13 protein-coding genes and 1 pseudogene are annotated in these 14,043 nt (G+C 62.6%); 9 read left to right on the top strand and 5 right to left on the bottom strand.

All coding sequences use genetic code 11. The features are described 5' to 3' along the window. Nucleotides 1-16: 16 nt before the first annotated feature. Genes hutG through hutI form a run of 3 tightly spaced genes read right to left on the bottom strand, consistent with a single transcriptional unit; the run spans nt 17 to nt 3,634 of the window. A complete protein-coding gene (gene hutG, locus HFO71_RS27275; RefSeq protein ID WP_221988650.1) occupies nt 17-838 on the bottom strand; it encodes an N-formylglutamate deformylase in 822 nt (273 codons plus the stop codon). Between the two features lies 1 nt (nt 839). After that, a complete protein-coding gene (gene hutH / locus HFO71_RS27270; protein WP_221977599.1) occupies nt 840-2,375 on the bottom strand; it encodes a histidine ammonia-lyase in 1,536 nt (511 codons plus the stop codon). Further along, the gene (hutI, locus tag HFO71_RS27265) at nt 2,372-3,634 is read right to left on the bottom strand and encodes an imidazolonepropionase (protein ID WP_221988649.1); all 1,263 of its coding nucleotides are present in this window, start codon (nt 3,632-3,634) and stop codon (nt 2,372-2,374) included. Before hutI ends, hutH begins: the two co-directional genes overlap by 4 nt. Before the next feature lie 119 nt (nt 3,635-3,753). Between hutI and HFO71_RS27260 the strand changes: the two genes are divergently transcribed. Beyond that, entirely contained in the window at nt 3,754-5,100 is a 1,347-nt protein-coding gene (locus HFO71_RS27260) for a formimidoylglutamate deiminase (protein ID WP_131640735.1), read from the top strand. Nucleotides 5,101-5,218: 118 nt separating this feature from the next. After that, nucleotides 5,219-5,941: a histidine utilization repressor gene (gene hutC, locus HFO71_RS27255; protein WP_221988648.1), complete on the top strand. Its 723-nt coding sequence runs from the start codon at nt 5,219-5,221 to the stop codon at nt 5,939-5,941. Between the two features lie 34 nt (nt 5,942-5,975). On the opposite strand, the gene hutC (HFO71_RS27250) is transcribed toward hutC (HFO71_RS27255), so the two are convergent. Next, nucleotides 5,976-6,731, bottom strand: coding sequence for a histidine utilization repressor (hutC, locus tag HFO71_RS27250; protein WP_131640736.1), 756 nt, complete (start codon nt 6,729-6,731; stop codon nt 5,976-5,978). Nucleotides 6,732-6,927: 196 nt separating this feature from the next. Here hutC (HFO71_RS27250) and HFO71_RS27245 point away from each other — a divergent pair, with 196 nt between their 5' ends. From HFO71_RS27245 to HFO71_RS27225, 5 genes are all read left to right on the top strand, one after another. Continuing rightward, nucleotides 6,928-7,770 (top strand): transporter substrate-binding domain-containing protein, encoded by an 843-nt coding sequence (locus tag HFO71_RS27245; RefSeq protein WP_003548669.1) that lies wholly within the window; start codon nt 6,928-6,930, stop codon nt 7,768-7,770. 105 nt (nt 7,771-7,875) lie between these two features. Beyond that, nucleotides 7,876-8,601 (top strand): ABC transporter permease, encoded by a 726-nt coding sequence (locus HFO71_RS27240; protein ID WP_077980242.1) that lies wholly within the window; start codon nt 7,876-7,878, stop codon nt 8,599-8,601. A gap of 10 nt (nt 8,602-8,611) precedes the next feature. Beyond that, the gene (locus HFO71_RS27235) at nt 8,612-9,316 is read left to right on the top strand and encodes an ABC transporter permease (RefSeq protein WP_131640737.1); all 705 of its coding nucleotides are present in this window, start codon (nt 8,612-8,614) and stop codon (nt 9,314-9,316) included. Between the two features lie 25 nt (nt 9,317-9,341). Further along, nucleotides 9,342-10,118, top strand: a complete 777-nt coding sequence (locus HFO71_RS27230; RefSeq protein ID WP_003548676.1) for an ABC transporter ATP-binding protein — start codon at nt 9,342-9,344, stop codon at nt 10,116-10,118. Next, nucleotides 10,115-11,602 carry an HAL/PAL/TAL family ammonia-lyase gene (locus HFO71_RS27225; RefSeq protein ID WP_168339651.1) on the top strand — a complete coding sequence of 496 codons (1,488 nt, stop codon included), beginning with the start codon at nt 10,115-10,117 and terminating at the stop codon, nt 11,600-11,602. The genes HFO71_RS27230 and HFO71_RS27225 overlap by 4 nt, the downstream gene beginning before the upstream one ends. A 6-nt stretch (nt 11,603-11,608) precedes the next feature. On the opposite strand, the gene HFO71_RS27220 is transcribed toward HFO71_RS27225, so the two are convergent. Then, a complete protein-coding gene (locus tag HFO71_RS27220) occupies nt 11,609-12,151 on the bottom strand; it encodes a hypothetical protein (RefSeq protein ID WP_131661951.1) in 543 nt (180 codons plus the stop codon). Between the two features lie 249 nt (nt 12,152-12,400). Here HFO71_RS27220 and HFO71_RS36495 point away from each other — a divergent pair. Together HFO71_RS36495 and HFO71_RS27210 are read left to right on the top strand one after the other, a co-directional pair. After that, a pseudogene (locus HFO71_RS36495) lies at nt 12,401-12,742 on the top strand (transposase); the annotation flags it as partial. Between the two features lie 96 nt (nt 12,743-12,838). Continuing rightward, nucleotides 12,839-13,951 (top strand): site-2 protease family protein, encoded by a 1,113-nt coding sequence (locus HFO71_RS27210; RefSeq protein ID WP_077980239.1) that lies wholly within the window; start codon nt 12,839-12,841, stop codon nt 13,949-13,951. Nucleotides 13,952-14,043 lie beyond the last annotated feature (92 nt).

Below are 14,043 nucleotides of genomic sequence, written 5' to 3'. Positions count from 1 at the left end.
CCCTGTCGAGAGATCGTTATCGTTTCAGGCCTGGAGCAATCTGTTCGATGCGCACCAGAATGTTCTTGAGATGGACGCGGAGTCTGTCTGCCTTGGCGGCGTCGTAGGCAAAGGGCGGTGCCTCGGTCTCGAGATGTGTCGATTGGGCGAGCTCCATCTGGATCGCGTGCACACCAGTGTCGGGCCGGCCATAGTGCCGTGTCGTCCAGCCGCCCTTGAAGCGACCGTTGAGCACACTGTCGTAACCCTCAGTGGCTTCGACGACGGTGAGCGTTGCCTGCTCGATCGCGCTGTCGCAGGTCTTGCCCATGTCGGTGCCGATATTGAAATCCGGCAGCTTGCCTTCGAAGAGGAAGGGAATATGCGAGCGGATCGAGTGGCAGTCGTAGATGATCGCGATGCCATGGATTGCTCTCACGCGCTCGATCTCGGCGGCAAGTGCGGCATGATAGGGAGCATGGAAGTCGCGCAGCCGCATCACGATGTCGGTTTCGTCAGGTCCTTGCCCATCCTTCCAAATCGCCTTGCCGTCGAAATCCGTTTCCGGCACGAGGCCGGTGGTGTTCTGGCCGGGGTAGAGGCTGACGCCGGCCGGATCGCGGTTGGCGTCGATCACGTAGCGGTGGAAGGTGGCGCGCACGGTCGTGACGTTGTCGAGCAGGCCATCATAGAGCTCGTGGATGTGCCAGTCGGTGTCGGCGAGGATCCTGCCATTGTCGTTGAGACGGTCGGCGATCTCAAGCGGCACCTCGGTGCCGGTATGGGGGAAGCCGAGGATGATGGGCGAGGTGCCCTGGCGAATTTCGCATGGGGAGGAGACTCTTTCCTTGAACATCATCTCAGCTCTCCAGAACCGGCAATATCCCAGATGAAACCGAGGCGTTCAGCGTGCCCGCCGCCACCAGTTCCGCGGCGGCGGCGAGGTCGTTTGCCATGTAACGATCGACGTCGAGGCTCGGAACTTTGGTGCGGATCGTGGCGATCGCCTTGCCGAGTTCCGGGCTTGTCGACAGCGGCGCGCGCAGCTCGACGCCTTGGGCGGCGGTCAGCGCCTCGATGCCGATGATGCCGAACAGGTTCTCGGTCATGGCAAGCAGGCGGCGGGCACCGTGGCAGGCCATGGAGACATGGTCTTCCTGGTTGGCCGATGTCGGCGTCGAATCGACCGAGGCCGGGTGCGACATCTGCTTGTTCTCCGACATCAGCGCCGCAGACGTCACCTCGGCGATCATCAGGCCGGAGTTCAAGCCCGGCTTCTTGGCGAGAAAGGCCGGCAGACCGTAGGAGAGGGTCGGATCGACGAGCAGCGCGATGCGGCGCTGCGAGATCGCGCCGATCTCGCAGACGGCGAGCGCGATCTGATCGGCGGCAAACGCGACGGGTTCGGCGTGGAAATTGCCGCCGGAGACGACGGAATTGTCCGAGAGCACCAGCGGATTGTCGGTGACCGCATTGGCCTCGATTTCAAGGGTGCGGGCGACCGAGCGCAGCAGATCGAGGCAGGCGCCGTCGACCTGCGGCTGGCAGCGGATGCAATAGGGATCCTGCACGCGTTCGTCGCCCTCGATGTGGCTTTGGCGAATGATGGAGTTTTCGAGCAGCGCGCGAAGTGCCGCCGCCGTGTCGATCTGGCCCTTATGGCCACGCAATGTGTGAATATCGGGATGGAAGGGCGCCGAAGAGCCCATGGCGGCATCGGTGGACATGGCGCCGGTGATGAGGGCCGCCTGTGCGGCACGATGGGCGCGGAAGAGGCCGGCAAGTGCCAGTGCCGTCGAGGTCTGGGTGCCGTTGATCAGCGCCAGGCCCTCCTTGGCGGCGAGCACCACCGGTTTCAGCCCGGCCCTTTCGAGGGCTCGCGCGCCCGGGAGCCGTTCGCCGGCGAAGAAGGCTTCGGCCTCGCCCATCATCACCGCCGCCATATGGGCAAGGGGCGCAAGATCGCCGGAGGCGCCGACGGAGCCTTTTTCCGGGATCAGCGGAATGACGCCCTTATCAAGCATGCCTTCGATCAGCCGCACCAACTCCAGCCGCACGCCGGAGGCGCCGCGCCCGAGCGAGACCAGCTTCAGCGCCATGATCAGCCGCACGATATTGTCGGGCAACGGCGCGCCGACGCCGCAGCAATGCGATAGGATAAGATTGCGCTGCAAGGTGGTCACATCGGCGCTGTCGATCTTGATCGAGGCGAGTTTGCCGAAGCCGGTATTGATGCCGTAGACTGGCGCATTGCCGGCGGCGATCTCGGCGATACGGGCAGCGGCCTTGGCGATCCCCGCATCGAAGGCGGGATCGAGCCTTGCCGGTGCGCCCGTCCAGTAGATGATTTCCAAATCCTTGAGCGAGACGGAGCCCGGGTGGAGTGTGATGGTCATCGACCGTTCCTTTCGCCCTTGAAGACGCGTGTATGAAGCGGATTGAAGCCGATGCGGTAGACGAGCTCGGCGAGGCTTTCGATATTCCAGACGGCGAGATCGGCGGATTTGCCGGTTTCGAGCGTTCCCGTTTTGTCGAGCAGGCCGAGCGCGCGGGCGCCTTCGCGGGTGGCGCCGGCGATGCATTCCTCGACGGTGAGGCCGAAAAGTGTGGCCGACATGTTCATGGTGAGCAGCATCGAGGTGAGCGGCGAGGTGCCGGGATTGCAATCGGTGGCGATCGCAATCGGTACGCCCGCTTGGCGCAGCGCCTCGACCGGCGGCTTCCGCTTTTCATGGATGGCGTAGAAGGCGCCGGGCAGGAGCACGGCGACGGTGCCGGCTGCGGCCATCGCCGCAACGCCATCTTCGTCGAGATATTCGAGGTGATCGGCCGAAAGTGCGCCATAGGATGCGGCGAGCCTGGCGCCGCCGAGATTGGAGAGCTGCTCGGCATGCAGCTTGACCGGCAGGCCGAGCGCTTTGGCCTTGTCGAAGACGCGGGCGATCTCGGTCGTGGAAAAAGCGATGCCCTCGCAGAAGCCGTCGACGGCATCAGCAAGACCGAGGCCATGCATGTCGTCGAGGCCGGGCAGGACGACATCATCGAGAAAATCATCATTGCGACCCTTATATTCCACGGGCGTCGCATGGGCGCCGAGATAGCTGGTGGCGACGCGGACCGGGCGGATATGGCCGAGCAGGCGGGCGCTCTGCAGCATCTTCACTTCACCGGTCCGGTTCAGCCCGTAGCCGGATTTGATCTCGATCGTGGTGACACCTTCGGCAAGCAGCGTGTCGAGCCGCGGCAGAGCCTGCGCGACAAGCTCCTCGACCGACAGCGCATTGGTCGCCTTCACCGAGGAAACGATGCCGCCGCCGGCGCGTGCGACCTCCTCATAAGTCGCGCCTGCCAGGCGCATTTCGAACTCGCGGGCGCGATTACCGCCGTGAACGATATGGGTATGGCAGTCGACGAGACCGGGCGTTACCCACCGGCCCTCGAGATCGACGATTTCGGAATGTTCGATGGCCGATGCCGGCAGCTCGCTTTCAGCGCCGGCAAAGGCGATGCAGCCATTTTCGATCAGCAAGGCGCCCTTTTCGACGATACCGAGCCCCGATTTTGTCGGCGCGAGCGTGGCGAGCCGCGCATTGCGCCACAGCACTGGGCGGGTGTCGGCAGATGGGGCTTCCTCTGAAAAATTGTTCCCGGTCATCAGCTTTGCGCCTTTCCTTATGCCAAAACATGTATATACATAATCGAGAGGTGACAAGAGAAATTTTGTGCGCTTTTCTGGAAAAGAAAGATCGACGCGGCAAGAGGAGAGGGAAGGCGATGACCACACTTCACGCAGACACGGCGCTGACGCCGCAGGGCTGGCAGAAGGATGTGCGGCTGACGCTTGAGGCCGGGCGCATCGCGCGGGTCGAAATCGGCACCGCTCCCGAGCCCGGCGATGAACGCCACGCTCTCCTCGTTCCCGCCATGGCGAACCTGCACAGCCATGCCTTCCAGCGGGCGATGGCCGGTCTTGCGGAAGTGCGCGGCCCGGCAAATGACAGCTTCTGGAGCTGGCGCACTGTCATGTACAAGTTTGCCCTGGCTATGACGCCGGACCATGTCGAGGCGGTCGCCGCCAAGCTTTATGCAGAAATGCTGGAGGCAGGCTTTTCCCGTGTCGGCGAGTTTCACTATCTCCACCACGACAGGGATGGCAGCGCTTACGCCAATATCGCCGAGCTTGCCGAACGCATCGGCGCGGCAAGCGAAGAGACCGGCATCGGCCTGACGCTGCTGCCGGTCTTCTACGCTCATTCCGGCTTTGGCGGTGGCGCGCCCATCGACGGCCAGCGGCGCTTCATCAATTCGCTCGAAAGCTTCCAAAGGCTGATGGAGGGGTGCCGGACGGTGACCGGCCGGCTCGACGGCGCCGAGCTCGGGTTGGCGCCGCACAGCCTGCGCGCCGCAACGCCGGAAGAGCTCACAAGGCTGGTGCCCATGGCGGGCGACGGTCCCATCCATATCCATGTCGCTGAGCAGGTGAAGGAGGTCGAGGACTGCATCGCCTGGTCCGGCGCGCGGCCGGTGCAATGGCTGCTCGATCATGCGCCGGTGGATGAGCGCTGGTGCCTGATCCACGCGACGCACATGACCGAGGACGAAACGCGGCGGATGGCGAAAAGCGGCGCGATCGCCGGCCTCTGCCCGATCACCGAAGCCAATCTCGGCGACGGCGCCTTTGCCGCGCCGCTTTTCCTCGAAGAGGGCGGGCGTTATGGCATCGGTTCGGATTCCAACGTGCTGATCTCCGTGCCGGAGGAACTGCGCCAGCTCGAATATTCGCAGCGCCTGGCGCTTCGCGCCCGCAACGTCGTCGCGGCACCTGGCGGTTCGACGGCGCTTTCGCTGTTCAGCCAAGCGCTGGCCGGCGGCGGTGCCGCGCTGAAGGCACCAGCAGGTCTCGCCGAGGGGCATCATGCCGATATAGCTTCGCTCGATACGACGGCCGTTCCTTATCTCACGGGCGACCAGATCCTCGATCACTGGCTGTTTGCAGGCGGCGTTTCCGTCGATTGCGTCTGGGCGCGCGGCCGCAAGCAGGTGGAGGCCGGACGCCATCTCAGGCGCGATGCCATCGACCGGCGTTTCCTCGCGGCGATGGGTGAGTTGCTCGCCGTTTGAAAAAGAGCTTTTCCGGTCCAGGCATTCGAATTAGAGCAATTTCAGCAAGTGTGTAGCGGTTTGTGTCCGGAATTGCGTAAAAACAAAGAGATAGCGGGAGGCCAATCGGAACGTGGCGATGAACCAAAGCAGGGATCCCACCTTGCATCAGCGCATCCTCGGCGACATCGAGGGCCGTATCGTCTCGGGCGATTGGCCGCCGGGGCACCGCATTCCGTTCGAGGTCGATCTCGCCACGCAGTATGACTGCTCGCGCATGACGGTGAACAAGGTGCTGACCCAGCTTGCCAAGGCCGGCCTCATCGAGCGCCGCAAGAAGTCCGGCAGCTTCGTCACCCAGCCGCAGGCGCAATCGGCCATTCTCGAAATCCACGACATCAAGGCCGAGGTGCAGTCGCTGAACCTGCCCTATTCCTATGCGGTTTCGAAGAAGGTGAGCCGCAAGGCCAAGGCGGATGACAGCCGCCGGCTGGAACTGCCTGTGGCGTCCTCGGTCGTCGAGGTCGTCTGCATCCACAATGCCGGCATGCGCCCCTTCTGCCTGGAGGAGCGGCTGATCAGTCTTGCGACGGTTCCTGAAGCCGCCGATGCCGACTTCCTGACGACGGCACCGGGTCCCTGGCTGCTCAACCAGGTTCCGTGGAGCACGGCCGAACACCGGATCCATGCCGTCTCAGCTGGTGCCGAGCTGGCCGCGGCTCTCGATATACCACGCCATGCCGCCTGCCTCGTCGTCGAACGCCGCACCTGGAGCAATGCCGGCCCGGTGACGCATGTGCGCTTCACCTATCCCGGTGATCGTCACGCGCTGGTGGCGCGTTTCACGCCGGCATCGCAATAAATCCCCGATGTTCCATATACAACATGGGCGGTTTTCACTCCTCGAACATCTTACCGCTGCGCGCTTCGAGCCGGTAGCGGTGGCCGGGATAGACGAGGCGAGCTGTTGAGACCACCTGCTTTGCCGACCACGTGCGCCGGCGGATCGTCAGGCAGGGTTCGGTCTTCATGATGGTCAAGAGCTTGCATTCCCAGGCCTGCGGCATTGCCGCCTCGACGACGTGCTCGGAGCCGCTGAGCGGGGCTGCGGCCGTCAGATAGGCGTTCGGCGTCAGCGAGGTGAAATCCTGGGCGAGATATTCCGGGGCCGCCTCCGGATGGACGAAGCGATCCTCGATCTGCACCGGAACACCGTCTTCGCTGTGGACGATCAGCGAGTGGAAAACCGCAGCACCAATTGCAAGTTCCAGCGCGTCGGCAATCTCGGGAGAGGCGGTTTCCTGGGCGAGAACGACGACGGCGGCCTCATGGACATGGCCGCGTTCGGCGATTTCCTCGGCGATGTTGCGGACTTCGAACAGTGCCGAATAGCCCTTGCGCTCGGCGACGAAGGAGCCGACGCCCTGGATGCGGATCAGTTCGCCTTCATTGGCGAGTTCGCGCAGCGCCCGGTTGGCGGTCATCTTGCTGACGCCGAGTTCGACGACCAGCTCGTTTTCCGAGGGCACGCGATATTTCGGCGGCCACTCGCCGCTATGGATGCGGCCGAGGATCACCTGCTTGACGCCGGCATAAAGCGGAGTGCTGTCATTTTCCGCCAGTTCGCGCTTCATTTCGCCGGGACGCTTCATTGCCTATTCCTTTTGCACGAATGGAATTCGCCACATAATTCAACTTTCCCACTTGCATATCACAAAATATCTCATATGGTACCATATACAACCTCCCAATCGGTCCTCTGAGAAAAATAGGACAAGAAAGGGCAAGCCGGCGAAGATCGGTCGTGGTGCCGCAAGGTCTGTTTCAACTCCAGAGGAGAATTCACAAATGAAATTCAGCGCAATCCTGCTTTGTGGCGTGGCGGCTTTTTCCGCCTTCGCCGCGCCTGCCTTTTCCAAGGACTGGACGAAGGCGACTATTACTCTCGAAGGCGCCTATGCGCCCTGGAACCTCACCAATGCCGACGGCACGCTCGGCGGCTTCGAGCCGGAACTCGCCAAGGTGCTGTGCGAACGCGCCAAGATCGAGTGCACGCTGGTTGCCTCCGACTGGGACGGCATGATTCCGGCGCTCAACGCCGGCAAGTTCGACGTTATCATGGATGCGCTATCGATTACCGAAGAGCGCAAGAAGATCATCGACTTCACCATTCCCTATGCCGCCACGCCCGCCGCCTTCGCCGCCGCCAAGGACAGCCCGCTGGCGAACGCCGCCGGCACCGGCGCCACGATTAAGATGACGCCCGGCCAGACCGGCGTGAAGGAGATCGACGCGCTGAAGGAAGTCTTCAAGGGCAAGACGATCGGCATCCAGGCGGCCACCGTCTACGCCAAGTTCGTCTATGACAATTTCGGCGACATCGCCGAGATCCGCGAATACAAGACCGGCGCCGATCGCGACCTCGACCTGCAGAACGGCCGTATCGACCTCGGCTTCGATGACGCCGTCTATTTCGCCAACGCGTTCAAGGCCGCCAACGACACGCTCGCCTTCACCGGCCCAGAAATCGCCGGCTCGATCTGGGGCGAGGGTGAAGGTCTCGGCCTGCGCAAGGCCGATACCGACCTGCGCGACAAGTTCAACGAGGCGATCAAGTCGACGCTTGCCGACGGCACGGTCAAGACCCTGTCGATGAAGTGGTTCAAGATGGACGTCAGCCCGCAGCAGTAGGCGTTTCGGCCTTTCGGCCGCAGACACGGGTCTCCGGCTTTATCGCCGGGGACTGCGTGTTATTGTCAATCCACAAAACACTGCCGCGGACGGGGAACGGACGATATGGCAAGTTTGGAACTGCTTGGCTTCGGCTCGACGGGATGGGGCGCGCTGCTCATTGCCGCCACCTTGATGACACTGGCCGTCACGGCAACGGCGCTGGCGATCGGCGCGGTGCTCGGCGCGATCGTCGCGGCGGCGAAACTCTCCGGCAATCTTATCCTCATCACGCTTGGCAACGTCTATACGACCGTGTTTCGTGGCGTGCCCGAACTGTTGATCATCTATCTCATCTATTTCGGCGGCTCCTCGGCCGTCACCGCGATCGGCAAGGCAATGGGTTACGAGGGCTTCCTCGGCTTGCCCTCCTTTATCGCAGGCGCGCTTGCCGTCGGCATCATCTCCGGCTCCTACCAGGCGGAGGTCTTCCGCGGCGCCTTCCTTGCCATCTCCAAGGGCGAGCTCGAAGCCGCCTCGGCGATCGGCATGCATCGTGGCATGCGCCTTCGCCGCATCATCATGCCGCAGGTGTTTCGCCTCGCCATTCCCGGCCTCGGTAACGTTTGGCAGCTCAGTCTCAAGGATTCGGCGCTGATCTCCGTCACCGGCCTTGCCGAGCTGATGCGAACCAGCCAGGTGGCGGCAGGCTCGACCCGGCAGTATTTCCTGTTCTTCATCGCTGGCGGCTGCCTCTATCTCATCCTGACCAGCCTTTCAGACCGCATCTTCAACGGGGCGGAGCGCCGCGCCAACCGTAGCATGCCGGCATCGGCCATGGGCCAGGCGTAAGGAGGCGACAATGGATTTTACCTTCATCGCCTCGACCCTGGTCACCCTGCTCAAGGCCGTACCGACGACGCTCATCCTGTTTTCGCTGTCGATCATCTCAGGCGGCTTGCTGGCGCTCGTCATCGTGTGGATGCGGACCAGTGGCAATCCGGCACTTTCGGGTTTCGCCAAAGGCTATATCTTCATCTTCCGCGGCTCGCCGCTGCTGATCCAGATGTTCCTGGTGTTCTACGGCCTCGGCCAGTTCGGCTTCATCCGTTATTCCTTCCTCTGGACGTTCCTGCGCGAGCCGATGGTCTGCGCCGTGCTGTCGCTGGCACTCTGCACCGCCGGTTACACGGCGGAGATCTTCCGCGGCGGCATTCGCGCCGTCTCCCCGAAAGAGATCGAAGCGGCGCGCTCGATCGGCATGTCCGGCTTCCTGCTGGTCCGCCGTATCCTGGCGCCGATCGCCTTCCGCCACGCGCTGCCGGCCTATTCCACCGAGATCGTGCTGATGATGAAGTCGACGGCGCTTGCAAGCCTCGTCACTGTCTGGGAGGTGACCGGCGTCGCCCAGCGGCTGATCTCGCAGACCTACCGCACGATGGAAGTCTTTCTCTGCGCGGCGATCATCTATCTCATCCTCAACTTCATCATCCTGCAGGGCATGGCTCTGCTCGAATATTCGCTCTCCCGACACCGCCGCGCGGCCCCGCAGGCGCTGAAGGCGTAGCAGTTTTGACCCGATTGGAGCAACCATGCCAGGCGTAACCCGACTATCGGTCCGCAATATCCGCAAGAGCTTCGGTACGCACGAGGTCTTGCGCGGCATTTCCCTCGATGCGGAAGACGGCGATGTGATTTCGCTGCTCGGCGCCTCCGGCTCCGGCAAGTCGACCTTTCTGCGCTGCATCAACATGCTCGAAACCGCCAGCGACGGCGAGATCTGGGTCGATGGCGAGGAGGTCCGCATGGTGCACAAGGGCGGGCGAAGCAAGCCGGCCAGCCAGAAGCAGGTGGACCATATCCGCTCCGAGCTCGGCATGGTGTTCCAGTCCTTCAATCTCTGGTCCCACATGACGATCCTGCAGAACGTCATCGAAGGTCCGATCCATGTGTTGAAGCGGCCGCGCGCCGATTGCATCGCCGAGGCCGAAGCGCTGCTCGAAAAGGTCGGCATCGCCGATAAACGCCACGCCTATCCGGCTCATCTTTCCGGCGGCCAGCAGCAGCGTGCCGCAATCGCCCGCGCGCTGGCGATGAAGCCGAAGGTGATGCTGTTCGACGAGCCGACTTCGGCGCTCGATCCAGAGCTTGTCGGCGAGGTGCTGCGCGTCATGCGCGCGCTTGCCGAGGAAGGCATGACCATGCTCGTCGTCACCCATGAGATGAGCTTTGCCCGCAACGTCTCGAACCGCGTCGTCTTCATGCGCGAGGGGCTGATCGAAAGCAGCGGCAAGCCGGACGAGATGTTCACCGGCGGCGCGACACCGGCTTTCCGCCAGTTCATCGGCCATTTCGGAAGCGGTCAATGACGATCACTATCGATGCGGGGCTTACCTGGCGCGATGTCGCGCGCGTCGGGGCAGGGGAAGCGCTGGCGCTGTCGCCGGCCGCCTGGGGGCGGGTCGAGCAGGCAAGCCGCATCGTTGCGCGTATCGTCGAGACGGGCGTGCGCGCCTACGGCGTCAATACCGGCGTCGGGGCGCTGGCGGATACCGTCGTCGATCGGGCCTCGCAGAGCCTGTTGTCACGCAGCATCGTGCTCAGCCATGCCTGCGGCGTCGGGCCATTGCTGGCTGCCCGCGAGGTGCGTGCTATCATCGCTGCTGAGATTGCCAATTTCGCCCATGGCCATTCCGGCGTGCGGCGCGAGATCGTCGAGCATCTCGCGGCCTTGCTGGAACATGATTGCATTCCCGACGTGCCATCCAAGGGCTCTGCCGGTTATCTCGTCCACAATGCCCATATTGCCCTTGTTCTGATCGGCGAAGGCAGCGCTCACCTGGGCGGCCGGCGCATGAGCGGCCGCGAGACGCTTGCTGCGATCGGGCTCGAACCGCTGGTGCTCGGCGCCAAGGAGGGCTTGAGCCTTGTCAACGGCACCGCTTGCGCCACCGGCCTGACCGCCGTAGCGCTGTCACGCGCCGAGCGGCTGCTCGACTGGGCCGATGCGATCGCAGCCCTGACGCTGGAAGCGGCGGGCTGCCAGATCGCCGCCTTCGACGCCGCCGTGCTGGCGCTGCGCCCATCGGCGGGGATCGAGAACGTCGGAGCGAGCCTGCGCGCGCGGCTTCAGGGCAGCGGCCTTGTCGCCGCCGCCTTCGGCCGGCGCACGCAGGATGCGCTCAGCCTTCGTTCGGTGCCGCATGCGCATGGCGCCGCCCGCGACGTCTTCGACAATTCCGCCCGCGTCGTCGATCAGGAGCTTGCCTCAGTGACGGACAATCCGGCTGTCTCAGGCACGCCGGAACAGCCGATCGTCTGCTCCGAGGCGCATGCGGTCGCCCCGGCGCTCGGGCAGGCAGCCGATAGCCTGGCGATTGCGCTCGCTCAGATCGGTGCGATCAGCGAACGGCGCATGGACCGGCTGGTCAATCCGCTGGTAAGCGGCCTGCCTCCGTTTCTGGCCAGCGACGCCGGCCGCCATTCCGGCTTGATGATCGCCCAATATACCGCCGCCGCCCTCAGCAACGAGAACCGCCGCCTTGCCGCACCGGCGGCCATGGACGGCGGGCTGACCTCCGGCCTGCAGGAAGATTTTCTCGCGCATCCTACGGCCGCCGCCGGCAAGCTGCTCACCGTCATCGACAATGCCGAATATATCCTGGCGATCGAGCTGATGGCGGCTGCCCAAGCGCATGATTTCCTGGCGGCGACGGCGCCGCGGGCGCCAGGCACGAACCTTGTCTATCAAGCGGTGCGGCAGCATGTTTGCCATTATGGCGACGAACGGCCGCTCAACGGCGATATCGAGACTGTCCGCACGCTGATCCGCGAGACTGCGCCGCCGTTATGATCGGCCTCAGAACGGCTGGGTTTCGGAATTCTGCTTTGGCTTTTCGCCGGCCTCGAGACGTTTGAGGCACTGGACGAAGGTCGGGTAGAGCTGCTCCACCCGCGAGAGCGGCAGCGTCCAGTCGCCTTCGTCGCCGGCAAAGCTGATCTGCACGTCAGGCATTCCGGCAAAGGAATTCTTGATGATCTTCTTCAGCCCGGCGCTCCCCTTGCTGGCCGGGCCCCAGAGGCGAAGCGTGTTCTTGTCGAAGAAATCGGCAGCGATCACTTTCGTCACCGTACGATCGGTCAGCGTCACCTCGGTCTTGGTGCCGGCCGGAATGTCCCATGTGTTTTTTTTGACGAGCCAAAACGTCTCGGTCGCGCTCTGGCGGAATTCCATGGTCTTGCCGATCTCGCTGTCCCACAGCAGCCGGCAATAGGGATCCGGGCTCTCGTCGGCAAAGCCGACCGACCATTGTCTCGCGCCGCCTATCCATTCGGTCTCGCCAAAGGCCGAGACCGGCTGCAGGAGGGCCGCCATCAGAACCATTACTGTCGGAATTTTCATCGCCGAAATCACCTCCAACGCAATCGTCTCCAGCGATAGCAAAAGAAGGTTGAGCTTTTGCTACTACAGCGCCGCGCGTCTTTTCAGGCACGCAAAGGACGCCGCAGCAGTTTGAACTGCTGCATAATTTATCCTTAAATCGATTTCCGATCTAAGGAACTATTCAGAAAGCGGGCTGAGATCAGGCGACGGCCGCGCTCGGTGTCGCTTTTACGTCCCGATGGCAGCGGCCTGACCGTCTCCGCATTCAGAGACAACCTGACGAAATCCGAGACCGTCACCATCGCCGCGATCGAAAGCGGCGTTCCCTTGCTCGTCGCTGCTTGCAATATCATTGTCGACTTCCATTTTATGATCTGGCGCAAATCGGAAAACGAGCTCGCATCGTGGATCGACCGCGCTCGCGAAAGTCTGGTTGCCTCCTTTGCCAGTGGCGTTGCGAAAGACATACAGGCAGTCCGAGCAGCGATCGTCTCACCGTAGTCCAACGGACAAACTGAGGGGCAGATCACCAAGCTCAAGCTGGTAAAGCGCCAGGTGTACGGTCGCGGAAAGCTTGATCCATCTTCCCGCCTGATCGGCTCGACATGAGAGAATTGCACCAAATCTGCGTCAGAGCCAATTTGCCGCCGTTTTACTGCCAGGGATTGCGTCCGAAATCTTCACCAGAACGGAAGGGAGTGCCTGATGGGATGGTCTTTCAAGATCGGGACGGTCGGCGGCACGGTGATACGCGTTCATATCACCTTCTCGCTCCTGCTCGTCTGGATATGGCTTGCGCATTATCGGGTCGGCGGCGCGCCGGCGGCCTGGGAGGGCATTGCCTTCATCCTATCCGTCTTTGCCTGCGTCGTGTTACACGAGTTCGGCCATATTGTCGCTGCGCGCTACTTCGGGATCAAAACGCCGGATATTACCTTGCTGCCAATAGGGGGTGTCGCCCGTCTTGAGCGCATGCCCGAAGAACCACATCAGGAACTGCTGATTGCCATCGCCGGTCCGCTGGTCAATCTCGTGATCGCCGGGCTGATCGTTCTCGTGCTCGGCGCATCGGTGGGCGTGGAGCAGATCATCGAAGTCGACGACCCGAAGATCGGCTTCCTCACGAGGCTCGCCGGCGTCAACATCTTTCTGGTATTCTTCAACATGATCCCCGCCTTTCCGATGGACGGGGGTCGGGTGCTGCGTGCCGCTCTCGCTTCGCGTCTTACCTGGTCGCGTGCGACACAGATTGCCGCGATGATCGGCCAGGGGCTAGCCTTTGTCTTTGGTTTCATTGGCCTCTTTTATAACCCGCTGCTGATCTTTGTCGGTATCTTCGTCTATCTCGCCGCGGCGGCGGAGGCGCAGAATGCGCAGATCCGCGAGATCTCCGGCAGCGTTCTGATCAGCGATGTCATGATCACCAAATTCGCAAGGCTCGATCGTTCAGCGAGTATCGACGAGGCAATCGAGATGCTGCTTGCGACAACACAACGCGAATTTCCAGTGGTCGATTCTGCCGGTCATTTTGAAGGCCTCCTGACGCGTGACGACATGATCCGTGGGTTGAAGGACAAAGGCCCTGACATGCCGGTCGCAAGCGCGATGCGCGTCGATATTCCAAAAATCCATCATCGCAAGAGCCTGGAAGAAAGCTTGCGATTGATGCGGCAGGGAAATGTGCCGGCCATCGCTGTCGTTGACGGCGCAGATCATCTCATCGGCCTCATGACGCATGAGACAATCGGAGAAATGATGATGGTCCGCGCCGCGGTATCAGATGGTTTTCGCTTTGGCCGCCTGCGCAGACACCAGTGAGATTAGCCGTGGGCGCACGGCCTTGTCCGAAGAGCATTTGACGAGGAATCAGGCAGCGGATCGCGCGAAACATGACAGAAAACTCGTCAACC

The organism is Rhizobium laguerreae (assembly GCF_019778565.1).
In the GTDB taxonomy this organism is placed as follows: Bacteria; Pseudomonadota; Alphaproteobacteria; order Rhizobiales; family Rhizobiaceae; genus Rhizobium; species Rhizobium laguerreae.
Note: the sequence above shows the minus strand (reverse complement) of the source record. Positions and strands in the feature narration are given on the sequence as shown.